The organism is Acinetobacter radioresistens DSM 6976 = NBRC 102413 = CIP 103788 (genome assembly GCF_006757745.1).
Classification (GTDB): domain Bacteria; phylum Pseudomonadota; class Gammaproteobacteria; order Pseudomonadales; family Moraxellaceae; genus Acinetobacter; species Acinetobacter radioresistens.
In genome coordinates, this window is the sequence record NZ_AP019740.1 from 726,144 (window position 1) to 750,856 (window position 24,713).

General features: G+C 43.3%; 19 protein-coding genes and 3 pseudogenes. 8 read left to right on the plus strand and 14 right to left on the minus strand.

Going from position 1 to position 24,713, the window contains the following annotated elements:
* Window positions 1–192 precede the first annotated feature (192 nt).
* Window positions 193–870: a hypothetical protein gene (locus tag ACRAD_RS03340; RefSeq protein WP_005024922.1), complete on the plus strand. Its 678-nt coding sequence runs from the start codon at window positions 193–195 to the stop codon at window positions 868–870.
* Window positions 871–911: 41 nt separating this feature from the next.
* Entirely contained in the window at window positions 912–1,715 is an 804-nt protein-coding gene (locus ACRAD_RS03345; RefSeq protein ID WP_005024925.1) for an SDR family oxidoreductase, read from the plus strand.
* Between the two features lie 68 nt (window positions 1,716–1,783).
* Here the strand turns inward: ACRAD_RS03345 and ACRAD_RS03350 are convergent, their stop codons facing one another.
* The 8 genes and pseudogenes from ACRAD_RS03350 to sdsA form a co-directional block, all read right to left on the minus strand.
* Window positions 1,784–2,221 (minus strand): YbjQ family protein, encoded by a 438-nt coding sequence (locus ACRAD_RS03350; RefSeq protein ID WP_005024928.1) that lies wholly within the window; start codon window positions 2,219–2,221, stop codon window positions 1,784–1,786.
* Between the two features lie 21 nt (window positions 2,222–2,242).
* A complete protein-coding gene (locus tag ACRAD_RS03355) occupies window positions 2,243–2,593 on the minus strand; it encodes a YbjQ family protein (protein WP_005015884.1) in 351 nt (116 codons plus the stop codon).
* 94 nt (window positions 2,594–2,687) lie between these two features.
* Complete coding sequence (gene adeK / locus ACRAD_RS03360; protein WP_005024931.1) at window positions 2,688–4,160, minus strand: multidrug efflux RND transporter AdeIJK outer membrane channel subunit AdeK; 1,473 nt, start codon at window positions 4,158–4,160, stop codon at window positions 2,688–2,690.
* Window positions 4,160–7,340 (minus strand): annotated as a pseudogene (locus ACRAD_RS03365) (efflux RND transporter permease subunit). Before ACRAD_RS03365 ends, adeK begins: the two are co-directional and overlap by 1 nt.
* A 12-nt stretch (window positions 7,341–7,352) precedes the next feature.
* Entirely contained in the window at window positions 7,353–8,594 is a 1,242-nt protein-coding gene (locus tag ACRAD_RS03370) for an efflux RND transporter periplasmic adaptor subunit (RefSeq protein ID WP_005015877.1), read from the minus strand.
* The gene (locus tag ACRAD_RS03375; RefSeq protein WP_005024937.1) at window positions 8,591–9,232 is read right to left on the minus strand and encodes a phosphatase PAP2 family protein; all 642 of its coding nucleotides are present in this window, start codon (window positions 9,230–9,232) and stop codon (window positions 8,591–8,593) included. Before ACRAD_RS03375 ends, ACRAD_RS03370 begins: the two co-directional genes overlap by 4 nt.
* 149 nt (window positions 9,233–9,381) lie before the next feature.
* Window positions 9,382–11,436, minus strand: a complete 2,055-nt coding sequence (locus ACRAD_RS03380; RefSeq protein ID WP_026055437.1) for a site-specific recombinase — start codon at window positions 11,434–11,436, stop codon at window positions 9,382–9,384.
* 16 nt (window positions 11,437–11,452) lie between these two features.
* Window positions 11,453–12,430: an All-trans-nonaprenyl-diphosphate synthase gene (gene sdsA, locus ACRAD_RS03385; RefSeq protein ID WP_005024945.1), complete on the minus strand. Its 978-nt coding sequence runs from the start codon at window positions 12,428–12,430 to the stop codon at window positions 11,453–11,455.
* Between the two features lie 467 nt (window positions 12,431–12,897).
* Here sdsA and rplU point away from each other — a divergent pair, with 467 nt between their 5' ends.
* The 4 genes from rplU (at window position 12,898) to serS (ending at window position 15,868) form a co-directional block, all read left to right on the plus strand.
* The gene (rplU, locus tag ACRAD_RS03390; RefSeq protein ID WP_005015865.1) at window positions 12,898–13,209 is read left to right on the plus strand and encodes a 50S ribosomal protein L21; all 312 of its coding nucleotides are present in this window, start codon (window positions 12,898–12,900) and stop codon (window positions 13,207–13,209) included.
* An 18-nt stretch (window positions 13,210–13,227) separates the two neighbouring features.
* Window positions 13,228–13,485, plus strand: a complete 258-nt coding sequence (gene rpmA / locus ACRAD_RS03395; RefSeq protein WP_005015863.1) for a 50S ribosomal protein L27 — start codon at window positions 13,228–13,230, stop codon at window positions 13,483–13,485.
* Between the two features lie 208 nt (window positions 13,486–13,693).
* Window positions 13,694–14,389 carry an outer membrane lipoprotein chaperone LolA gene (gene lolA / locus ACRAD_RS03400; protein WP_005015860.1) on the plus strand — a complete coding sequence of 232 codons (696 nt, stop codon included), beginning with the start codon at window positions 13,694–13,696 and terminating at the stop codon, window positions 14,387–14,389.
* A 207-nt stretch (window positions 14,390–14,596) separates the two neighbouring features.
* The gene (gene serS / locus ACRAD_RS03405; protein WP_005024948.1) at window positions 14,597–15,868 is read left to right on the plus strand and encodes a serine--tRNA ligase; all 1,272 of its coding nucleotides are present in this window, start codon (window positions 14,597–14,599) and stop codon (window positions 15,866–15,868) included.
* Between the two features lie 88 nt (window positions 15,869–15,956).
* Here the strand turns inward: serS and ACRAD_RS03410 are convergent, their stop codons facing one another.
* The 5 genes and pseudogenes from ACRAD_RS03410 to ACRAD_RS03430 form a co-directional block, all read right to left on the minus strand.
* Complete coding sequence (locus ACRAD_RS03410) at window positions 15,957–16,949, minus strand: AraC family transcriptional regulator (RefSeq protein WP_005024951.1); 993 nt, start codon at window positions 16,947–16,949, stop codon at window positions 15,957–15,959.
* A 157-nt stretch (window positions 16,950–17,106) separates the two neighbouring features.
* Window positions 17,107–17,967: a hypothetical protein gene (locus ACRAD_RS03415; RefSeq protein ID WP_005024952.1), complete on the minus strand. Its 861-nt coding sequence runs from the start codon at window positions 17,965–17,967 to the stop codon at window positions 17,107–17,109.
* A 54-nt stretch (window positions 17,968–18,021) separates the two neighbouring features.
* Window positions 18,022–19,112: pseudogene (locus ACRAD_RS03420) on the minus strand (LLM class flavin-dependent oxidoreductase).
* Window positions 19,113–19,142: 30 nt separating this feature from the next.
* Window positions 19,143–19,664, minus strand: a complete 522-nt coding sequence (locus tag ACRAD_RS03425) for a flavin reductase family protein (protein ID WP_005024959.1) — start codon at window positions 19,662–19,664, stop codon at window positions 19,143–19,145.
* Window positions 19,665–19,709: 45 nt separating this feature from the next.
* A pseudogene (locus tag ACRAD_RS03430) lies at window positions 19,710–20,959 on the minus strand (dienelactone hydrolase family protein).
* Window positions 20,960–21,158: 199 nt separating this feature from the next.
* Between ACRAD_RS03430 and cysG the strand changes: the two are divergent.
* Both cysG and ACRAD_RS03440 read left to right on the plus strand, forming a co-directional pair.
* Window positions 21,159–22,532 (plus strand): siroheme synthase CysG, encoded by a 1,374-nt coding sequence (gene cysG, locus ACRAD_RS03435; RefSeq protein ID WP_005024968.1) that lies wholly within the window; start codon window positions 21,159–21,161, stop codon window positions 22,530–22,532.
* A 34-nt stretch (window positions 22,533–22,566) separates the two neighbouring features.
* Complete coding sequence (locus tag ACRAD_RS03440) at window positions 22,567–23,043, plus strand: tRNA (cytidine(34)-2'-O)-methyltransferase (RefSeq protein ID WP_005015835.1); 477 nt, start codon at window positions 22,567–22,569, stop codon at window positions 23,041–23,043.
* 59 nt (window positions 23,044–23,102) lie between these two features.
* Here ACRAD_RS03440 and ACRAD_RS03445 read toward each other — a convergent pair whose 3' ends face one another.
* On the minus strand, window positions 23,103–24,494 hold the full coding sequence (locus ACRAD_RS03445) for an APC family permease (RefSeq protein ID WP_005015833.1): 1,392 nt from the start codon (window positions 24,492–24,494) through the stop codon (window positions 23,103–23,105).
* Window positions 24,495–24,713: the final 219 nt, after the last annotated feature.

Here is a 24,713-nt window from a genome sequence, read left to right on the forward strand (position 1 = left end):
AGAGATCAAAAGCCAATAAAAAATTGTACTCATTGTAGCAAAAAAATATCTGTTTTTAATGCAGTAAAACCCGACAAATAATTTTGTATTTATGCTGAAACACGGTAGATTTAAGCTGCTTTAAGGCCGTATCGAGGTCTTTAAGCATTCAGATAAAAAATATAAGTAGTGAAAAATAAGGAAACAACCTTCATGAGCTATGCTGTATTTCTCAAATTGAGTGAATCCTCTTACAGCCGTTTTGAAGTTATTCGCATGCAGTTAAATGCCGGGGTAAAAGCAAGTCAGGCTGAAATGCTGGGTGGGGTACTCAGCGAAATTGCCTGTGAAATTATTGAGCAGGCCTTTAGCGAACTGATTTTAAAGCAGGTCAATAGCATAAACGCTGAGGATACAAAAGAAATTAAAGAAAACCGGCAGGTGGTCAGGCAGATACTGGAAACTTTACGTAAATACCTGCCTTGGGCGATTTCATTTTTTAGTAATGAGCGCCTGCTGCCACTGGTCAACTATTTTGCAGGACTGATCTGTGAACATGACCGGCAAATCTGGATCCGCTATGACGTACATATACAGCTCATGCAGGATGTACTGGAGACCGTTGAACAGATTCGTGCAGGCCAGCTGAGTGCAGTGCCACGAGCTTTTGCCTTGCTTATTCATATTATTGATCTTGGCGTGACCTGCCTGATCCGTGAACCGAAGAAGCAGCTTAAATTTAATGTATTTATCGACAAGACCTTAAGTGGCGTAATTCATATGACTACCCATTTAGGCTATAAACGTCTGGAAAAAATTGGGACTCAGCTCCAAAAGGAACAGGCCAATGCATATATTGAACATTTCATGGGCTTTATGCAAAAAGCCTGATAAAAAGTTGTTAACTGACCAGGAATAAAAGGCAGAGAAAAATGGTAAGTCCGCAATTAAATAATAAAATCGTCTGGATCACTGGCGCATCTTCAGGCCTGGGTAAGGCGCTGGCACAAGAATGTGCAGCATTAGGAGCAAAGCTGGTCCTGAGCGCGCGCCGTTATGATGAGCTGGAAAAAGTTCGTCTGGCTTTGCCAAATGCGCAAGATCATCTGGTTGTTCCTATGGATATAACAGATGAAAGTCAGGTACGTCATGCTTATGATCAGGTATTGGCTGCTAAAGGCCGCATTGACTGGCTCATCAATAATGCAGGCCTCAGCCAGCGCGCCTTGATTCAGGATACCACCATGCAGACCGAACGTGCCATCATGGAAGTCGATTATTTCTCACAGGTATTTCTGACCAAAACAGTCTTGCCCACTTTTATCCAGCAGAAGTCTGGACAGATTGCCTTTGTCTCAAGTGTAGCAGGACTACTGGGTACTCAGTATCGCGCGTCCTATTCGGCGGCCAAGGGAGCAATCCATATGTGGGCCAATAGTCTGCGTGCTGAAGTTGCTCAGGAGGGTATAGGCGTTTCTGTAATTTTCCCCGGTTTTGTGAAAACCAATGTGTCATTTAATGCCTTAAATGGAGAAGGCAAGCCACAAGGTCATCAGGATGAAGCAATAGAAAATGGTCTGGAACCACAACAGTTTGCCAAAATTACGGTTGAGGCCTTATTGGCTGGGGAAGAATATATTGTCGTAGGAGGCCACAAGGAAAAGCTGGGCGTACTGGTATCTCGCCTATCACCCAAACTGCTATATAAAATGATCCGTAAAATGAAAGTAAAGTGATCTGTGCTTTTTTTTGGAGGGCTGGGGGAGAACTGCAAACCCTGTTCAGTCCCCCTGCTAAAAATGACTTATGTGGTTTTAATTGCTGTGCCGTAGGCAAATACTTCAACCATGCCACCCTGCATTCCGAGTTCAGTGGTACTCAGGCGTAAACCCATGATATGGGTTGCTCCTGTACGCTGAGCTTCTTGCTTTAAACGTATAATTGCCTCACGCCGAGCTCTTTCTACAATACTTTCATAAGCAGTGAGCCGGCCACCAAAAAAATTCTGAATATTGGCAATCACATATTTAAAATAGTCGTGTGAGATGACTACATTGCTCGAGACGAGCTGTCCGGTATTCAAGGTGGTATGAAAGCGCTGATTATCAACAGTAATATGTGCCAGCATATTTTCTTTTTCTTCGAGTTCACGCAGATGTTTGTATTCGACATGGCGCCCAAATGCCCAGCCAATCACGAACAGCACTATAAAAATTCCGATCTTAAAAATCAAAGCGTCCATAACCCGGCATCCTGTGTGATTTTATGAAGAGAACGGATCTGGAATTGAAGGTGCAACTGGAGTTACGGTGACTGCAGTCCCATATACGAACAGTTCAGAAGCACCTTGTGCTATATTTGAGGTAGAAAAACGAATCCCGACAATTGCATTGGCACCCAGATTTTGGGCTTTTTCAATCATGCGGTTCATGGCTTCCTGACGGGATTCTTCTAATAATTCGGTATAACCTTTAAGTTCTCCGCCTACAATATTTTTCAGACCAGCCATAAAGTCACGTCCGACATGCTTAGAACGGACCGTACTGCCATAGACCACATCAATTTGCCTGGTAATGTGGTGACCCGGAACAGATTCTAGATTGCTTAATAACATCTTATTTTCCTTTTGTTCATAATTGAAGATAGAAAATTTGAACTTGAAAAGCAATAAAAAAGCCCACTGAAGTGGGCTCCCTTATAAATTATGCTTACTGTACAGCTTTCGCTTCTCGGTTTGCTTTTTGTTCAGCAGTTGAAGCCGGGCGAGCAATCAAATCGGAACTAGTGGTTTTAACCCCACCACCTAAAGATTTATACAGTTCTACCTGATTATTCAGATTGGCCTGTTCAAGGAGCAACAAGCCTTGCTCGGCTGCATATGAAGCACGCTGTGCATCAAGTACAGTCAGATAGCTGTCAATACCGGCACGGAAGCGTGCATTTGCCAGACGATATGAAGTATTGGTGGCTTCTACCAGACGACGCTGTGCAGCAACACGGTCACCAATATTTTTACGAACAGCCAGTGCATCATTAACTTCACGGAATGCAGCCTGAATTGAACGCTCATAATCTGACAAGGCAATCTGCTGATCTGTTTCAGAAATAGCAATATTGGCACGACGCGTACCCCAGTCGAAGATTGGAATATCCAGACTTGGGCCAAGCGACCAGACAAATGCACCTGATTTGAACAGGTCACTCAGGTCAGTTGAGGCATAGCCAGCCGAACCAGTCAGACTGATCGTCGGGAACAGGCGTGCGCGTGCAGCCCCAATATTGGCTCCGGCGGCACTCAGCTGATATTCAGCAGTACGGATGTCCGGACGGTTAACCAGCAGGTCACTTGGCAGACCGGTCGAAAGGACATTTTGGTTCGTTACACGGCTAATACGCTTCGGTGGCAACAGGTTGTCAGGAACCTGTTCACCCACCAGTAAATTGAGCAGGTTACGGGCCTGCGCAATTTGCGTGCGATAATTCGCTACGTCATTGCGAGCAGTCTCAACAGAAATCTGTGCCTGACGTACGGGTAATTCAGAATCAATCCCGACATCAAAACGTTTCCGGTTCAGATTGTAGGATTCAAGCTGGGCAGCCAGTGTACGTTCAGCCAGGTCCAGATTGGCACTGGCAAATGAATAGTTGAGCCAGGCTTGGGATACCTGACTGATCAGGCTGATCTGGGTAGAGTCACGAGCAGTCTGCGTAGCCAGGAAGGTGTCTAGTGCTGCATCACGCAAGCTACGGACACGACCCCAAAAATCCAGCTCATAAGCTGTTACACCCAGCCCTACATTGTATGAAGTAGTCGGACCACGGCCCTGACTGTTCAGGTTGTCCTGGCGTAGTACACTACCACTGGCACCAATGGTAGGGAGCTGGTTATTTTCAGAGATCTGGAACTGCTGCTGGGCTCGCTGAATGTTCAGGGTCGCCGTACGCAGGTCACGGTTATTGGTCAAGGCCAGATCAATCACCGATTTCAGGCGATCATCTGAGAAAAAGTCTTTATAGCCCTGTGCCGCAATCGAGGTTCCACTATCTGCTTCAATATAATTGTTGGGAATATTGGCATTAGCGACTGGCTCTGGACCGCGCATGCTCTGACATGCAGTCAGGGCAAGCGCTAGAACAGACAAAGCAAAACCGCGACCTGTTAAAGTCCAGAAATTTTGCATCACGATATTTGCTCCTGATTATTTCTGTTTTTTGGTTTCTGTTTAAAAATGCTACGGATCCATACATAGAATACTGGAATAAAGAAGATACCCAGTAATGTTGAGCTGATGACGCCACCCAATACACCGTAACCTACCGAGTGCTGGCTGCCTGCACCGGCACCTGAAGACAGGGCAAGCGGCAGTACACCAAAACCAAATGCTAATGTGGTCATGATAATTGGACGCAAACGCATTCTTGCGGCATGCAGCGTAGCTTCTAACAGTTCTTCACCTTCTTCTTGCAGGTCTTTTGCAAATTCGACAATCAGAATAGCGTTTTTCGCAGCCAGACCAATTACCGCAATAATTGCAACTTTAAAGTAGATGTTATTCGAGAGGTTAGGATCTTTCGAAATCATCATACCTAAGAACGTCAGTACCACGGCACCCACAATACCCAATGGAATAACCATGAGTACCGAGAATGGAATAGACCAGCTCTCGTAAAGTGCTGCAAGACACAGGAATACGATCAGGATCGAAAGGGCAAGCAATGCAGCAGTTTGCGAGCCAGCTTCATTTTCTTCAAGTGATAAACCGCTCCATTCATAATCATATCCCTGCATACCCATACTTGGCAGCTTGGCCATGATTTCCTGCATTGCCAGCATGGCATCACCAGAACTCACACCCGGGGCAGGTGTACCCTGAATATTAACCGATGAGATACCGTTATAACGTTCAAGACGAGGTGAACCATAAGTCCATTCACCAGTTGCGAAGGCTGAGAATGGGACCATCTGGCCCTGGTTATTACGCACATACCACTTGTCCAGATCTTCAGGCATCATCCGGGTGTCTGCCTGACCCTGTACATAGACACGTTTTACACGGCCACGATCTACGAAGTCATTAATATAAGACCCGCCCCACGCAATACTCATAGTACTGTTGATATCAGCAATACTTACTCCCATTGCACCGGCCTGAGCCTGGTCAATCGAAATTTTATATTGTGGCGTATCTTCCTGACCATTTGGACGCACACCCATCAGGCGTGGGTCTTGGGCAGCCATACCCAAAATTGCATTACGAGCGGCCATCAATTTTTCATGGCCATTACCACCTGCATCTTTCAGCATGAAGCTAAAGCCCGCAGTCACACCCAGTTCAGGCATGGCAGGTAATTGTAAAGGCATAACATAGCTGGCATCTTTAGCAATAACGTTCAGTGCCATACCACGCTGGATAATTGCACCAATCTGTGCTTCAGGGGTAGTACGTTCACTCCAGTCTTTTAATCTGATAAATGCCAGACCCGCATTTTGTCCTACACCGGTGAACGAGAAGCCTGCGACACTAAATACAGACTGGACATATTCCTTTTCATTCTCAAGGAAGAAGCCGGTCATGGTGTCAACCACCTGTTCAGTACGGCTTAGTGATGCATTAGGTGGAAGCTGTACCAGCGTCATGACTACGCCTTGGTCTTCATCTGGAAGGAATGAAGAAGGCAGTTTCTGGAACAGCAGCACCAGTATGCCAATCACCACAACATAAAACACACCAGAAATAATACGGTGATGCAGGAGTTTGCTTACACCATTTTGATAACGGTGAGACATCCGATCAAACTTATGGTTAAACCAGCGGAAGAAGCGGGCAAAAACATTATTGCTTGGTGCTTTATTTGGATCATGCTGTTTGAGCAGGGTCGCACAGAGCGCCGGCGTAAAGGTAAGCGCTACAATCAATGACAGGATCATCGCAGTAACCAGCGTAATCGAGAACTGCCGATAGATGACCCCCGGTAGTGCCCCCAAAGAACGCCATGGGTACGAATACTGCGGTTAGCACTGATGTAATACCAATCAGGGCACCAGAAATCTGTTTCATTGACAGTTCTGTGGCAGTAACCGGATCAAGATGCTCCTCTGCCATGACACGTTCGACGTTTTCCACCACAACAATCGCATCATCTACAAGCAGACCGATTGCCAGTACCATGGCGAACATGGTGAGGGTATTAATCGAGAAACCAAAAACATTAATTACAGCAAAAGTACCTAGAACAACAACCGGAACAGCAAGTGTTGGAATAATGGTGGCGCGCCAGTTCTGCAAGAACAAGAACATCACGATAAAGACCAGAATGACTGCTTCAACCAGTGTATGAACCACACTTTCAATTGAAAGTTTGATAAACGGAGTAGTATCAAATGCCAGCACGTCTACCATCCCTTGAGGATAGCTGGTACGTAACTCTTTTAAGCGTGCCTCGACTGCTTCAGCAGTGTCGAGTGCGTTGGCGCCTGTCGCAAGTTTGATGGCTACACCGGCCGCTGGTTTATTATTATATTTTGAAATAAAACCGTAATCTGCGCTGCCCAGTTCCACCTTGGCGACATCACCAATACGGACTTGTGCGCCACTTGCAGTATTTTTCAAAAATACATTGCTAAATTCTTCAGGAGTCTGCAACAGGCTTTGTGCAGTAACTGTAGCATTTAGCACCTGATCTTTAGTCAGTGGCGCACCGCCTAACTGACCCACTGCCACCTGAGCATTCTGGCTACGGATTGCATTAGCTACATCACTTGGAGTCAGCTGAAAACTGCTTAGTTTAGCAGGATCGAGCCAGATACGCATGGCATAAGAGCCACCAAATACCTGTACCTCACCCACACCTGCAACACGTGATAAAGGTTCAGAAATATTTGAGTTAACGTAGTCTTTAATATCAGCATCTGACAGAGAATCATCAGGTGAATAAAATGCAATGACCTGCAAGAAGCTGGCACCAGATTTGGTTACCCGCACGCCTTGGCGCTGTACATCTTCAGGAAGCAGAGCCGTTGCAGACTGCAGTTTGTTTTGAACCTGAACTTGTGCAATGTCCGGATCAATACCTTGTTCAAAATTCAGCTGGATAGACGCTTGACCATTCCCAGCACTATTTGAGGAAATGTAGCGTAACCCGTCCAGACCGTTCATCTGCTGTTCAATAATCTGGGTCACTGTATTTTCAACAGTTTCAGCAGAAGCGCCCGGGTAAGTCGCCGCAATCGTCACGGTCGGTGGAGCAATCGTTGGATACTGTGCAATCGGCATTTTGGTGAGAGTAAGTACCCCCGCCAGCATGATCACCAGTGCAATCACCCATGCAAATATGGGGCGATGAATAAAAAATTGAGCCATTCAGTCTACCCCTTATGTATTTGAAGTAGCATTTTGTTCAGCTTGTGGTTTGGCCTGTTGAGCTGGTTTTGCGTTATTGCTTCCCTGGGCCGCCGCCTGAGGCTGTAGAGGTTTAGGGTTCACTTTTTGGCCTTCTTTAACTTTGGCAATGCCTTCTACAATGACACGTTCACCTGCCTGAATACCGCTAGTCACAATCCAGTCTTTACCTTGCACACCGGCAGTTTGTACCGGACGGCTTTCTGCAAGGCCTTTAGCATTTACGATCATGGCAACCGCCTGTCCTGTCGGAAGACGGGTAATTGCAGCCTGTGGAATCAGCATTGCATTTGGAATCACTGCCTGTACGATTTTTGCAGTCGCATACATACCCGGTAACAGCAAGTGATTTGGGTTAGAGAATACTGCACGTAGAGTCACTGTACCGGTTTCCGGATCAACACTGGCGCCAGAAAATGCAAGATTCCCTTCAATCGGATACTCGCTTCCATCTTCAAGGCGCAGTTTAACTTTAGTGTTGTTACTGCTGCTCAGGTTACCCTGGTTCAGCTGTTGACGCAGACGCAGCAGTTCAGCACTTGACTGGTTAATATCGACATAAATGGGATCAAGCTGCTGAATGGTAACTAAAGGTTCAGTCTGGCTGGCCGTTACCAGTGCGCCTGCTGTAACTGAAGAGCGGCTAGATTGACCTGAAATTGGAGCCCGTACAGTAGAGTAGCCCAGATTAATCTCTGCATTACGCAGTTCTGCCTGAGAGGCGTTAACATCAGCTTGTGCCAGTTTTACCTGAGCTACAATATCATCATATTCCTGTCTTGAAATCGCATTGGTACCTACCAGCTGACGATAACGGCCTTCTTTTACACGCAGAACATTCAGGTTTGCCTGCTGGCGGTTCAATGTAGCACGAGCACTGGCTACATTTTCGCGGTTGGTACGCGAGTCAATTTCATATAAAGCCTGTCCCTGACGGACATAGCTTCCTTCAGTAAACAGACGTTTCTGGATTACACCGCTTGCCTGTGGCCGTACTTCAGAAATCTGATAGGGTGAGGTACGTCCAGAGAGTTCAACAGACTGTTCTACACTTCGTGGCTGAGCAACCAGGACACCTACTTCAGGTGGTGGCATTTGTTGAGCAGCCGCGCCTGTTTGTGCATCCTTTGGATCTTTGCTACAACCCACAAGTGCGATACTTGTTGCTAAAGCACAAGCGGTAAGGGCCGGTGCCCAAAGCTTTGCCGATGTCATTGTTCCACCTCATTTAGATTTTTATCTAAAAATAAATTATTTTTGCCTGACTGATTATGACGAAACCATAGCCAAAGCAGAGAGATCCAAATAAAACCAATACTCCAACCCGTTAAAACATCGGTTGGGTAATGAACCCCGAGATAAACCCGTGAAATTCCCATAATGATCCACCAGCTATTCGCAGCAAGGGAAATCCAAACATAATAACGATGCTTGCGAAGTAGGAAGAGCAACAGACAAGCAAGGCTTGCTGCATATACACTATGGGCACTTGGAAATGAGGCGCCGTAGCTCTGAACCAGGTGATATATTTCTAAGGGTCGGGGCCTTGCAATCCACCATTTCAATAACCAGACCAGCGTGCCGCTGCCGATCATTCCGAAACTAATAAAAATAACGGTTTTATATTTTTTATACCATGCCAGTCTTGAGCACCAAAGCAGTACAACAAATCCTATGACAACTGAACCACCTATTTTAGATAAGAACATTGCAACAATATTAAGGGATTCTGTTCGGTGCTGGCTGAACCACTTTACTTGTGCCACATCCCATCCCTGAAGCGCAGGGATGTAAGATACCAGTCCGCTAAGGACAAGCATAAGGCAAGCAATAAGCAAGAACAGGTAGGGCATGCAGCAACCTTGTATTCTAACTGATCAGTTAGGAGCCATAAATTGAAGCAAAGTGTACTGACTGGTACACTTTTTTTCAAGTCTCTAGAATTATCTTATTTTTAACTGAGCAGTTAGAAGCAATATCACATAAACGCAACAAAATTAAGTTATTTTTCTGGTTTAGACAGCGAGTTATCTACAGAATTTGCTGCTTCTTCAATTTTAGGGGGCCAGAAAAAATCACTAGGACGGGTCATAAAATGTGTCAAAACTAACTTTGCCAAAGGTTTCCATTGCTCAAAACGAACCCGTCGTGCGCGTAGAGCTACAATAATGGTGAGACTAAAACTGACAAACAAGTTAGTTAAGCCAATAAGCAGGACGCCCATAAAAGAAACAATGATGAGGCCAAGATCTGGCCCGCCATTAATATTCATCAGACCCTGAATAAAATTGGCCGATGCAAAGGCAATATGCCGGATATCTAGGGGTAATCCTAAAATAAAACCCAGTGTTCCCATACTGCCCAGCATAATCCCAAATAGAAAGTTACCGGCAAGTGCTCCTAGATTACGTTCAATATAGGCAGAAAAACGGTCTAGGCGGTCTTGTCCCATCAGATTTTTTAATTGGGGATGCGCTTTCAGGCGTGGTCCTACTTTACGGTAAACTGCCATATTGTCGAAATAGCCGGCAATCAGTCCCGAGAGGAACAGGCAAACACCGGCAATTGCTGCATGGGGCAGAGCAAGGGAAGTAAAGGGATTCAAGTCATGCAAAAGCTTGGTAGCTTTCATATGGGTCATTAGAGGTTCTTGCATCCCGGCTTCCCATAGCAGGGTAATCAGCGCTGCGGTTGGTATGGCTATCGAGATATTACCCAAGATTGCAATAAACTGAGTCCGGATAATATTAATAATCAGGGCTGCCAGTTCTGCAATTTGTGCGGTGCGAGAGCCTTTCTTATGCTGTACCGTGGCAGCGAGCGCTGCTGCGGTCATAGCTGGCTGTTTGGTCGCTACTGTAAAATGCAAGACATGAATCAGTACGAAGCCTAAAGAGTAATTCATGCTGAACATAAAGGCCTGCATGAGCGGAGCCATGGCCAGACGCGCCATCAGGATTTTAAGGGTTGCCATTGTGGCAATAATTACCCCGGCCCCTGCTGCGGCCTTATACATTGAAAAAAAGCCCTTTTTATCGGTACTTACATAATGTTCACCGGTCCGGCTGGCATTTTCAGTTACCTGTAAGGCAATCAGCTCACTGGTAGTGGTCAATAAAGCCCGTACACTTTTTTCACTATAATGTGCCTTGACCAGCTCACTCAGCAGCTGGCTGAGTGCATCATAAGTATAAATATCTTCTACAGTGACGATATGCAGCAGCAATTCAATCCGGTCCAGACATTGCTCAAGCAGTGAAAGCAGATAGGCGAGGCTTAAACTTACCCCAATACGCTTGGTAGACCGGCGAATCTTGAACACGACATCCCGGCACTGTTCAAACATCACAAATGCCTGTGATGCATCTGGTGGCTCCATCACGGCAAACTGGTCCAGATTTTGAAGCAGCTTTTTATAGCGGACAATAAATTCCACGACTTCCCGATTCTGGACCAGAAAGGGGGATTCGTATTCGGTCAGTTCAGGATAGGCATTAATAAACTCCGGATAGAGTCCAATACCACTAATCCGGTAAGATAAAACGGTAATCGCGCGGATCATTTCATCACGGACTGACTGCTTCTCTGCCATATTGCCATTACTGCGGCTAATCAAGCTAAAGAACAGCTGCCAGTCCTGGCTATCAATATTTTCTAGCCAGTATTTGTCGGTACGCTGATGAAAGACACGGTGCAGCAGATCGGTCAGCTGGGTTTCATCATTGATCAGCGGCAAAAAGTGTGCACCTAAACGCTGGGTAAACTGATTCCAGAAGCCATCTAACGATAAAATGCCGCTGTCAGCATAAAGTGCGGTTTGCCGGTAATGATTAATAATACGTAGAACAAAAGTTTGAAATGTACAGGCAGCAGCCGGTGTAATTAAAAGCGACTGAATAAATGCCTGAAATTTTCTTTCAATTTCTTCGGTATTTTTGGTATCAGCGGGGCGTAGGCGGTTAACCAGCTCAATAAGAATATTTTCATCTAATACAGCTTGAGGTTGCTCAAGCTGCTGGTGCATTCTGAGAAAAAGATCTTGAAAGTTTAAATGCATAAAATTTTTAATAATATTATTGGATTCGGTCTAAAGCTAAGCGGGTCAAGTTAACCAGCGCCTGCCGGTAAGTACTCTCAGGTAATATTTCTAGTGCCTGTAATGCTCGCTCGGTTTCTTCAGTAGCACGCTTATGGCAATAATCCAGCGCTCCCGAATTTTGTACAATCGCAATAACTTGTTCAAGCTGTGAAGTACCGCCAGTGGCAATGCTGCGACGGATCAGGTCGCGCTGTTCACCTTGAGTATTTTGCATTGCTGCAATCAGCGGCAGGGTGGGTTTGCCTTCCATCAAGTCATCGCCAATATTTTTGCCGAGCGTATCAGCATCTGAAGTGTAATCCAGAATATCATCAATAATCTGAAAAGCATTGCCAAAGTGTCCGGCAAAACGACGTAAAGGTTCACGGTATTCAGGTTTGCCTGCCAGTATTGCAGCGCCTTCGGTCGCCAGTTCGAACAACCGTGAGGTTTTACCGTGAATAATCTGTAAATAAATATCTTCTGTTGTATCTGGCTGATGCTGTGCCTGCAACTGCAATACTTCACCCTCAGCAATCTCACAGGTTCCTGTAGAGAAGTCCTTTAACAGGATCATATTGTCCAGATCAACCAGCAGATCAAATGCCCGGGCAATCAGAAAATCCCCCACCAGTACCGCAGTCTGGTTATTCCATGTCGCATTTGCTGTTGGTCTGCCACGGCGTAAGCCAGACTCATCTACCACATCATCATGTACCAGAGTCGCCGTATGCAGCATTTCAATAATGGCCGCCAGCTTCTGTGCATGCTTTAAATTGGTTTCACCACAGGCATAAGCGGCCAGCAAGCACATAATCGGACGCATGCGCTTTCCACCTGCTTCAACGACATGCTTGCTGACTGACATGACCAGTGCGACCTTGGAGCTGATTCCTTCATTAATAAACTGGTCCATCGCTGCAAAATCTTGAGCAACAGGAGCGAGAATATCTTGCTTGAAATCGATGGCCATATGAAGAAGAACCTCTTGCGAAAGTAATCGGATGCACAGTTAAACAGTGAGACGTCTAAACACCGTAACCAGCTTTTAGATAGCTGATACTTAAAAAATTAAAGCTATTGTATCCTAAAGCAGCCAGGAAGGTAGCCAAAATTCTAGGGCTTAAACCAGACGGGAGCCTTTAGTTTAAGGTCCGCTGCCTTTGAGTATATTCTTCTAAAGAACTGCTGCCATGATGCTGTTGCGCCAGACAAGATACAGCGTGGCCTTAAAAATGCAAAGAAAAATCACTGAAAATACCGGTAAGGGAAAAAGAATAGTGTGTATACAAATGTCGTCTGAATATTTTGGGTAAATTACTTGTTGTTTGATCGGTTTTCACTTAAAATCTTTGGCCTTGTATAACCCCAGTGGCGCTCGTCTTAAGATCGGTATATCCCTTTGCCGGCACGACGACACGGGCATGATTGGAGTACATCATGTACGCAGTAATCCAAAGCGGTGGTAAACAGCACCGTGTAGTTGAGGGTGAAACCCTTAAAGTTGAATTGTTGAAAGCTGAAACTGGCTCAACTATTACGTTTGATGACGTACTAATGGTTGTGAACGGCGAAAGCATTCAAATCGGTGCTCCAGTAGTCGCTGGCGCTAAAGTAACTGCAGAAGTAGTTGGCCATGGTCGTCACGACAAAATCCGCATCATCAAAATGCGTCGTCGTAAACATTACCGTAAACAACAAGGTCACCGTCAATGGTTTACCGAGTTGAAAATTACTGGTATTTCAGGCTAATTACGAGGAGTAAGAGACATGGCTCACAAAAAAGCCGGTGGTTCGACACGTAACGGTCGTGATTCAAACCCAAAAATGTTAGGTGTTAAAATTTATGGTGGTCAAACTGTGACTGCTGGTAACATCATCGTTCGTCAACGTGGTACAGAATTCCACGCTGGTGCAAATGTAGGTATGGGCCGTGACCATACTTTATTTGCTACTGCTGATGGCGTAGTAAAATTCGAAGTGAAAGGTCAATTTGGCCGTCGCTACGTAACAGTTGAAGCTGTATAAGTTTAAACTGTTTGAGAAAAGCCCACTATAAATGTGGGCTTTTTTTATATCTAAAGTTATAGAAAAAATCTTCATCATGATGGATAAATTTCAACAAACTGCATGAAGAACATAACAAAATATCTTATATTCTCAATGATTAGGGCAGAGTTTGTCAGTTAAGATGAAACTCAAATAAATGAGATCAGGCAAATATAAAGGTGATTATATGAATATGCTTCGTAAAACCATATGTGCTATGACAGTGGGTGCAGCCACCTTGGCGCCAGTAATCAGTACCTCTGTTATCGCTGCGCCTGTGGCGGCATCGGAGCAGCAGGCAACTGCAAATCTGGTTCAGCAGCTCAAAGGTATACAAAGTCTGAGCGCCAATTTTGAACAGACCACTAAAGTTAGTGGCAATGCGCCTAAAAAGCAGAAAGGCCTGACAGCTCAACATATGAACCAAACCTTTAAAGGTACAATGAAAGTTGAGCGTCCTGGAAAATTTTTCTGGGAAACCAGCAGCCCGTCTAAACAGACAATTGTTACTACCGGTAAAACAGTCTGGATTTATGACCCCGATCTTCAGCAGGCAGTCCGTCAGTCTTTAGATGAACAGGTCTCAAATACACCAGCGTTACTGCTCTCTGGTAATACCAGCCAAATTATGCAGTCTTATCGGGTAACGCAACCAAATAAAGCCAAAACCTATTACACCCTTTATCCAAAGAATAATGAAGGGGCTTTTCAGAGCCTGACTATTAGCTTTGGTACCAACAAAGCTCCAAGCCTGATGATTTTAGAAGATTCACTTGGCCAGACCACCTATGTAAAATTTAGCAATGTAAAAGTTAATGCTTCTATTCCGGCCTCTACCTTTAATTTCACTCCACCAAAAGGCACCGATATTATTGACCAGTAAATAAATTCTTTTAAATTTAAAAAGCTGCCTTGTGGCAGCTTTTTCATTACAATTTCTCTTATATATCCGCTATAGAAAGGAAGGGCACTATAGTTGAAATTGTGGGCTTATTATGCGAATCATCCGAACAACTTCCTGTGCTGTCTGTATTTTTTGCCTTGAAGAGCTTACACTATAGCCAGTTTTTTACCTTATTTATGATTGGCTATGATTGACCCGAAATTACTCAGAAATAATATTGAGGCTGTAAATTTAGCATTGGCAAAACGCGGTGTTCAGCTTGATGTGGAAGAATGGGCAGCTCTGGAAGTGCGCCGTAAGGAAATCCAGCAGAAGACTGAAAATTTGCAGGCAGAACGTAATGCCGGAGCAAAGCAGGTTGGTCAGCTTAAAAAAGCAGGTGAAGACGCATCAGAGATTATGACACGTATGTCAGCAATTGGTGATGAAATCAAAGCTGCTGAACTGGCACTGGCTGAACTGCAAGCCGAGCTTGAAACCAAATCAATGAATATTCCTAATTTGCCAGATGAGTCTGTACCAGCAGGCAAAGATGAAAGTGACAATGTTGAAATTTTAACATGGGGTACTCCACGTCAGTTTGACTTTGAAATCAAGGATCATACAGACCTGGGCGAGTGGATGGGTGGACTGGAGTTTGAAACAGCCACCAAATTAACCGGCTCACGTTTTAGTGTACTTAAAGGTCCTCTGGCGCGGCTGCAACGTGCTTTAACCCAGTTTATGCTCGATACGCACACCCTTAAAAACGGGTATACCGAAGCGTATGTGCCTTATCTGGTAAATGCTGATTCCCTGCGTGGCACAGGCCAGCTACCAAAATTTGAAGAAGACCTATTCAAATTGCAGGGGGAAAAAGAATATTACCTGATCCCGACTGCAGAAGTACCTGTAACGAATTTTGTGCGTGACGAGATTATTGATACTGCTCGCCTTCCATTGAAATATGCAGCGCACACGCCATGTTTTCGTAGTGAAGCCGGTTCTTATGGCCGTGATACCCGAGGCCTGATCCGCCAGCATCAGTTTGATAAAGTGGAAATGGTACAGATCGTTAAGCCTGAAACATCCATGCAGGCACTTGAAGAACTTACTGCCCATGCAGAGAGCATTTTGCAGGCACTGGGTTTACCATATCGTAAAATTTTGCTATGTGGTGGAGATATGGGCTTTGGTGCCACTAAAACCTATGATCTGGAAGTGTGGGTGCCTAGCCAAAATACCTATCGCGAGATTTCCTCTTGTTCTAATATGGGGGATTTTCAGGCTCGTCGTATGAAGGCCCGCTACCGTGTAGACCAGAAAAAAACTGAATTTGTGCATACATTAAATGGTTCAGGTTTGGCTGTTGGACGTACGCTATTGGCTGTGATGGAAAATTACCAACGTGCTGATGGCTCGATTGAAATTCCTGAGGTATTACGTCCATATATGGGCGGACAAGAATTTATTGATTAATTGATCAATTCAAAAAGCTAAATCATCTGATTTAGCTTTTTTTATGAATCAATAAATTCGAATTAATACCTAAGTTATGATGTGCTAATTAGCGTTCTATAATTTTCTTTAAAGTCTCGCTAGGTTTTTCACCAAATACTTCTTTATATTCAATAGAAAAGCGACCTAAATGCGTAACTCCCCATTTGTATGCAATCTCAGTAATATTAATTTTATAGCTTGATTGGGAAATTTCATTATAAATACATTTAAGTCGGTAATGTCGAATATAGGCATTCGGGCTGCATTTTAAATATTTTTTAAAAATTGTATTTAATTTCTTTTTACTTAAACCCGAAGCGTATTCCAGATCTGAAATTTCAATTTTTTGCTGTATATTTTTTTGAATAAACTCTAATAACCGATTAAGAAAATCAGGGTAGTCCAGAGTATTTTTATAAATCAAATCACTGTAATTGTTTGGCTGTGACAATAATAATGATTTGACAATAATATATTCAAAATCTGACCGCATTTCTTGAAAGAAAGAGGCATTGGTAAAATTATGCGTAAAGTTCTTAATGCTATCGATTAAATCCCACCAGGCTTTAATTTTGGGATTGTGACTATCCATTACATTCTCAAAAATAAGAGGTTGTATTACGGGTTGAGAAATTAAATCAGATAAGATTTTTTCAACAAAAGTTTTTGAAAAAGAAATGAAGGTTTGAATACAGTTTTTATCGATGATTAATTCAAATTTATCTTCAGGAGAAACAATTGAAGCCTGATCATGACATGCATAGAAAATAGCACCATCTTTTTTAAACAAGGGGCGCCCATTTTTAGGGCGTGTAATACAAAAATAGTTCATATCCTCTTGGTCATGGGTTTTAAAAATAATATCTTTACCGTAAGTTAAGTCACCAATAATCATACGACCGATCTGTGAACCATGAAAACTAAAATCTAGAGGTTCATATTTATTCGAGTCAACTAAATCATGTGGACCAATAATTAAATCAAGACAGTGCCTGGCATCATGAATATTCTGCGTGTGAGACTGAATTCTAGAAATAGACCTATGTTTCTGACTATACATAATTACCTCTATCCTTAGCTTGCTGATATTTTCTATGCAAAAATCAATCCATAATCTTTGCTTTTGTGTTTTATCTCATTTTAAATAAACTTATTTAAATCAAAATAATATAAAAATACTGATCTGGTAATTCATTAGAGTACAGGTAAGTTATTATTTAAAAGTGATAGGCAAGCCGAAGCATGGGGCTACTTGCTGTTGCTCCCCGTCCTGCTTCCCCTGATTCATTATTACCATACTTGTTTTTCCAGTATTGATAGGCAACCCCAGCTTTCAATTTTGGCTGGTGAACAGATTTGTCTTTCAATAAAGAATACATGACTGACATATCGACAAAAATTTCACTTGCCGTCTTGCCACCGGTTTCATTTTTGCCTTTAGGACTCATCCAAACACCAATTCCCTGATAATTCCAATTACTTTGCATTACTGGAAAATCCCAAAGTACTTGTAAGGCAAGATATGGATCATACGTGTATTTACTGGTTAAAACATTGGCATCATTGCTTTCATAATAGCCCAGTAAACTTAGATTTAAATAACCAGGTACATTTAGGGTGATGCTTGGACCAGCAACATACATTTGACGATTAGAACCATAGTCATCATTTTTGGTATTCCAGTCAAAACCAACAGTGAAGCCATAGCTTTTTAACCAGGCAGAATCTTCGATTTTGTGTTGTGTAATACTTGGAATATCCAAGGTGTGCCGATAAATAACATAAGCTTCTTGAGCTCCATGACCAGATGCTTTATTGGTATTCGGCTCATTGGATGATTGGTGCATATTTAATTGGAAAAAATTGGTCCCATAGGTATAGCCACTTAAGTAAACCAAACTAAATATGTACTTTTTAATATCAATCGCATTACCTTGTGCATCATTTTTAAAAGGTTCAGAAAAGTCTCTTCCATAACTGGCTACTAAAGAGGTATTGCTCCAATTAGCCGCCAATGTAGTTGTCGTAAGAAAGCAGCATAAGACACCTGCACTTAACTCATGTAATAAAAATTTCACAATAAAATCCTCCTTAAAAAAATAAACCGACAGTAAATGTGTCGGTTTAGGGGGTTAACGAATATTATATTTTTCCAGTATGGGTAAAACATGGTCACGGAAGTATGGAAACTCGCGGCTATAATCAAGGAAAGAAAGCGTTGTACCCCTGAAGCCTGCTTTATGTAAGTCAATAATGCCTTGAGCAACGTGTTCTGGGGTCCCTAGCAGAGGAAAACCCCCATGGCCAACACTCATGACCTCACGAATCGATTGTTGAACTTCTTTTGGAAAACTTTGAGCATGCGCGAACATTAGACTCATCAAGTTATCGACAGCTACCACGTCGGCATTGTTGAGTTGACGATCCCATTCAGCCTGGGCTTCTTCTTGCGTTGGACGGCAAATCACGTGTGAAAAGGTCAGGTCATCACATTAACCTTGCGATTCACTTTAAGACCTGTTTGTTTTAATTCTTCAATTTCAGTTTTACTCCGGCCTAAATCAGAGGCTGGCGTAAACAGGAAGTCTGCATTGTTTACTGCAAACTCACGACCATTTTTAGAGCCTGCTGCATTAAAAATTGGAGGGTGGACTAGGAGTTTCGGTTTTCCATAAGTTCCTTTAGTTTTGAAAAACTTACTTTCGAAATCAAATTTTTCTTCACTGGTCCATACTTTTTTAATTAAATCATACCAGTCTTGTGCATACCCATAGCGTGTTTCATGGTCATCGGGTAAATATAATCCTAAAGCTTCATATTCAGGTTTGTTCCATCCGGCGACAATATTTAAACCAATACGACCTTGGCTGATTTCAGATAATTTTGCAATCTGTTTGGCAACAACTACAGGATGGTTAGGTACTGTCTGAATTGTTGCCAAGACAGTAATATCTTTTGTCAAGGCTAGTAAAGCAGCTGCCCACGTCATGGTTTCCAAAATTGTACCCTGGAAATCTGTCTGCCCCCCATAGCCAGTAAAGCGTGCAATCGGTAGCATGAAGTCAATCCCTGCCTCATCCAGCATTTTACCAAGTTCTAAATTCTTCTCCCAACTTGCATTCCAACGATCTTCAAGTGTTGAAACGGTCATGCCACCTGAACAGTTTGAAGCAAATGAACCTAATAAAAACCGGTTATCTTTAAAAAAGTGATGTTGTTTCATTCTAAAAATCCTTTAAACAAATGAGCCGGGTTACACACCAGCAAAAGCCTGGTGTACATTAGCCTGTTTATACTGTCCGTTATGGAATACCAGTGGATTACCCATTTGATTGCGGCACGCTTCAATTTGACCAACGATGATGTAATGATCACCCGCTTCATGCAGTTCATACTGACGACACACAAAAGTCGTGAGGGACTTGTTTAAAATTGGTATGCCCATGTACTCATCTACATCATCAAGTCCTTCGAATTTGTCATCCGCAGATTTAGAAAAATGTTTTGATTCTAAATAATGATCTTCATTAAGAATATTGATTGCAAAGTATTCTGCCTGTTTGAAATCTTCAAAATGGGTTGCTGACTTTGCGATATTCCAGAGAATAAGCGGGGGATCAAGTGAAACTGATGTGAAGGAGTTGGCTGTCATTCCTATTTTTCTTTGATTCACATCCAGGGCAGTCACTACCGTAATACCTGTGGCGTATTGACCAAGTAGTTGGCGAAGTGACCGTGGTTCAAGTTGTATTACTGGGGTCATTACATTCAGCATAATCATATTCCTTCATAGAGGCTCGAAGAGTCAGAACCTTATTCCTTATTCGCCAACAGGTTTGTTTTCACTTGACGGCCAAGTGGGCATCAATTCATTTGAGGGGAGCGTTTCATCCAGAAGTTTCTTCGCAGTTTCAATACCTGCAACTGGTAGGCCGGTTGGGTCTAGTACCCCGATTTGTACAAGCAGGCTTGCCTGATCCCAGTAGATATGCTCATGGCAAAGTTTTGGTCCACGGAATTTGATAATTCCGAGCATCGGAATCTCGACATATTTGCCTGTTGGCTTAATTCCTGGAATTAACCAATCGATTTCTTCATCATGGGTAAAGCTCATGATGAATTCATCCACCACTTGCGTAGAGCCGACAGTGCGTGAAATTGGAGTTAATTTCATGTCTTTCGGATTGTTATGTATAAAGTGATACTGATAAAAGCGTGCAAGTTGTTTATAACCCACACCACCTGTTAAAGTTGGGATATGATTTACATAAGGTTCAGCAACCATGGTTGCCATCGTATCTGGCACATTTCGCGTATCAAATTCGAAACGGACGTGTTCTTCCCATAGGGCAGCGAGGTCATAGTGTGGACCAATCGCTTTGCGGAGTGCCGTAATACTGCGCTCATGTGCCATTAATGCACTTGGTTTGTCATAGTGCATACTGTTCGGACGAGCAAATGCATGATCTACGCCTGGGTAGACATAGGTTTCGATCTTTGTATTATCTTTTAATGCAGAAAGAATTTTTCCCGTGTGTTGGTATCACAGAATTGGTCAAGTTTTGCAAAATGCAAAACTAGCTTAGAGTTGATATTCTTCGCTTCATCAAGATTCTGTTCAATACCTACGCCGTAGTACGACACTGCACAACCTAATTCCGGAATACGGCAAGCAGCCAGATAAGCGAGTTTCCCGCCTAAGCAATAACCGACTAAACCTATACCTGTTTCCTGATTTACAGTTTCTAAGTGTTTAAGGGTATTGATAGTAGACTGAATATCTTCAATACCTGTGTCTTGATCAAACTTGGTATATAAGTCGAATGCTCTCTGGCAATCGTCATCGGTATAACCGAGTTCAACATTAGGCTGAATGCGCCAGAATAAGTCTGGCACGATTACGGTGTAACCTTCTTCCGCCAGAAAGTCTGCTTTTTGGCGCATCACTTCATTTACACCAAAGATTTCCTGGCACAAAATCAGGCCTGGGCCTTGGCCTGCTTCTGGAACGGAAAGATATGCTTTAAACGAACCTGTTGCTGTTTGGACGTCAATATAAGATCCAGCCATGATAGTAATCTCCTGAATAATTAGATCTATCATCGACATCATCAGGAAATTTGACTATCCAAATTGAGTTCAAGCTTTATCCATTTTTGCACCAGCTGATAAACCAAAAATGGCAAGTTTTTTGCTATTTATTTACTTTTTAACATCCCGGTTCAAAGGGATGATGATAAAATATTGCAGTGATATGAGGGTAAAATTTGTGGATATTTTTCCAATCTCTTTAAAGTTGCAGCAGCAACCTTGTCTGATTGTAGGAGGAGGAAAGATTGCTTACCGCAAAGCGGTCTTGCTCTCTCAGGCAGGTGCCATCATTGATGTACTGGCACCCGATATTGACCCGGCACTGGCAGAGATTGTCATGCAAACAGCCGGACAGCATATTGCACTAAGTTATCCGGCTGATATTAAATTAAAGCAGTATCGTCTGGTTATTGCCGCAACTAATGTTGCAGAGGTAAACCGGCAGGTTTTTCTGGACTGTGAGACAGATCATGTTTTAGTGAACAGTGTCGATGACCCTCCACATTGCCGTTTTATGGTGCCAGCAATTATTGACCGTTCACCCTTGGTAATATCGATTGCCAGTAACGGGACATCACCAGTATTATCGCGCCAGATTCGAACCCAGCTCGAAGCGGCTATTCCCTATGGAATGGGTAAACTGGCTGAATTCTCTGGAAAATGGCGTAGTCGCGTTAAGGAAGTAATAGTCAATCCTGATGAGCGCCGAATATTTTGGGAAGAGTTGTATGCCAGTCCGCTTAAAGAACAGGTGTTTAATGACAGGTTGACCGATGCAGAGCAGCTAATCGAGCAGGCCCTCTCAACCTGGAAAACGCCAAAAGGTGAGGTCTACCTGGTCGGGGCAGGTCCCGGTGATCCAGAATTACTTACTTTAAAGGCCCTGCGTTTGATGCAACAGGCCGATGTAGTCATTTATGACCGTCTGGTCTCTGGACCTATTCTGGAACTTTGCCGACGTGATGCAGAAAAGGTGTATGTTGGTAAAGCGCGTTCCCACCATGCCGTACCGCAAGAAGGAATTAATGCCTTATTGGTAAAGTACGCACAACAAGGAAAGCGGGTTTGCCGTCTTAAGGGAGGTGACCCGTTTATTTTTGGACGTGGAGGTGAGGAAATTGAAGAGCTGTTTGCAGCAGGTATCGCATTTCAGGTCGTGCCGGGTATTACTGCGGCATCTGGTTGCTCTGCTTACGCCGGTATTCCATTAACTCATCGCGATTATGCTCAAAGTGTACGTTTTTTGACGGGGCATTTAAAGGAAGGTTCACCGGAACTGCCATGGTCAGAGCTGGTGTATGAGAATCAGACACTAGTACTATATATGGGTCTGGTAGGACTTGAGAAAATCTGTGAAAGACTGATAGAACATGGCCAGCGCCCAGATATGCCGGTTGCACTCGTTTCTAAAGGTACTACACCAGAGCAGAAAGTAGTAATCGGCACATTGGCAGATATTGTCTCTAAAGTTTCAGAACATCAGATTCAGGCTCCGACCTTAACGATCATTGGTGAAGTTGTTCGTTTACGTGAACAGTTGCAGTGGCAGTAATACTTAACTGTACCATTTTAAAGAGTAGATATTTGTGATTCATGTTGTGTTATTTGAGCCCGAAATTCCTGCAAATACAGGAAATATTATCCGTTTGTGTGCCAATACTGGCGCTCAACTGCATTTGGTGAAACCGTTAGGTTTTGAACTTGATGATAAAAAGCTTAAACGTGCAGGGCTGGATTATCATGAATGGGCTCGTATGCAGATCTGGGAAAATATTGAAGAATGCCTTGCACACTTGCAGACCAAAGGAATTGGTATAGATGCGGTTTATCCATTAACCACTAAAGGCTTTGAAACGCCGCATACTGCTGATCTTAACCGTCCGGTAGCTTTGCTGATGGGGCCGGAAACTCGTGGTTTGCCTGAGCAGGTACGCCTGATGTTTCCAGAACAGCATTGGATTCGTTTACCAATGGCACCCGAATCACGCAGTTTAAATTTATCAAATGCGACTGCTGTTATTGTATATGAAGCATGGCGCCAGCAGGGGTTTCAACCGCTTTAACCTAAATTAACCTATAAAAAAGAGGCGCTCAATGCGCCTCCTTTTCTTATATTTTATGATCAGCGATCATCATATTCATTATGCTGTGGAGCAGGGTATTTAAAGCCTTTAGTTTTATAACCTAAGTATAAAATACCAAACATGGCCCACCATAAACCATATTTCAATGCTGTTTCTTCAATCTCTAGCCACATTGCAAAAATGCTGATAAAACCGAGCATTGGAATAACTACAAAGTTAAAAATATCTTTGAGGTTCTTGCTGCGGCCATCACGTAGTGCGTAACGCGAAATTACGGACAGATTGACAAATGTAAATGCTGTCAGCGCACCAAAGCTGATCATTGAGATCACAATATCCAGGTCCATGAACCCAGCAGTTAAGGCAACTGCACCTACAATCATAATATTGTAAGACGGAGTGAAGCTTTTAGGACTGATATGACCAAAGATCTTTTTATTAATTACTCCATCACGTCCCATGACATACATCAAGCGGGATACGCCAGCATGTGCTGAAATTCCTGAAGCCATGACTGTTACAATTGCAAAATAAAGGACAACAGTCTTGAAAGCCACGCCGCCTACAGCTTGCAGGATATCTGGCTGGGTTGCCGCTACATCTTCAAAGTAAGTCTTCGGATCATTCGGGAAATAGATTTGCATGAAGTAGGTGCTGATAATAAAGATCACACCTGCAATTAAAGCTGTCAGGAAAATTGCTTTAGGCAAAGTGCGTTCAGTATCTTTTGTTTCTTCAGCCAGTGAGCTTAAGGAGTCAAAACCGGTAAATGAGAAGCAGAGTAAAGTTGCACCGGTAATTAAAGCACCCAGGCTAGTCATCTCGTTCCAGAACGGTTCCAGACTCCATAACTGGTATTTTGCATTGACCAGAGTACCATCAGCATTTACTCCACCAATCAGGAGGTTGTAGACCATCCAGGTGAAATAGGCAATTACGCCCAACTGTATAAACACGATTATACTATTGAAATTCGCTACAAATCTGGCACCACGCAGATTTACACCGGTCATAAAGGCAGTTAAGCCTATTACCCATACCCAGTGATTCACATCCGGAAATAAAGCTTCCAGATAAATGACCGCCAGAATAATATTTACCATCGGTGACAATAAATAGTCTAACCAGGATGACCAGCCCACCATAAAGCCGACATTCGGATGAATGGATTTCTGGGCATAAGTATATGCAGACCCGGAAGATGGATAGCGACGGATCATATGACCATAACTGATCGAGGTAAACAGAATTGCGATCAGGGCAATAATGTAGGAAGTAGGTACATGATAATGACTTTCTTCAGATACCAGACCGAATGTATCAAACAAGGTCATAGGCTGAATATAGGCCAAACCAATAATAATAATGTGCCAGAGGCCTAGCGTTTTTTGCAGTTTGGCTGCCGATTGCGTCCCAGTGAAATTAGTCAACGGCGTTATCCTCATAATCGTTGATCAAGGATCAGCTATATTTAAGGATCGTTTGAGACGAACGATCCCCCCTACGAAATAAAGCAAAGTGCGCGCCAATCTATCTTAAATGATTTATATTGTCAGTAGCTTTGCAGGATTTTTTAGCATTTTTTTGGTTAGTTAAAATATTACCCAGATAGGTCGTCTTCTGTTTTAAAAGAAAAACGTCCAAAATTG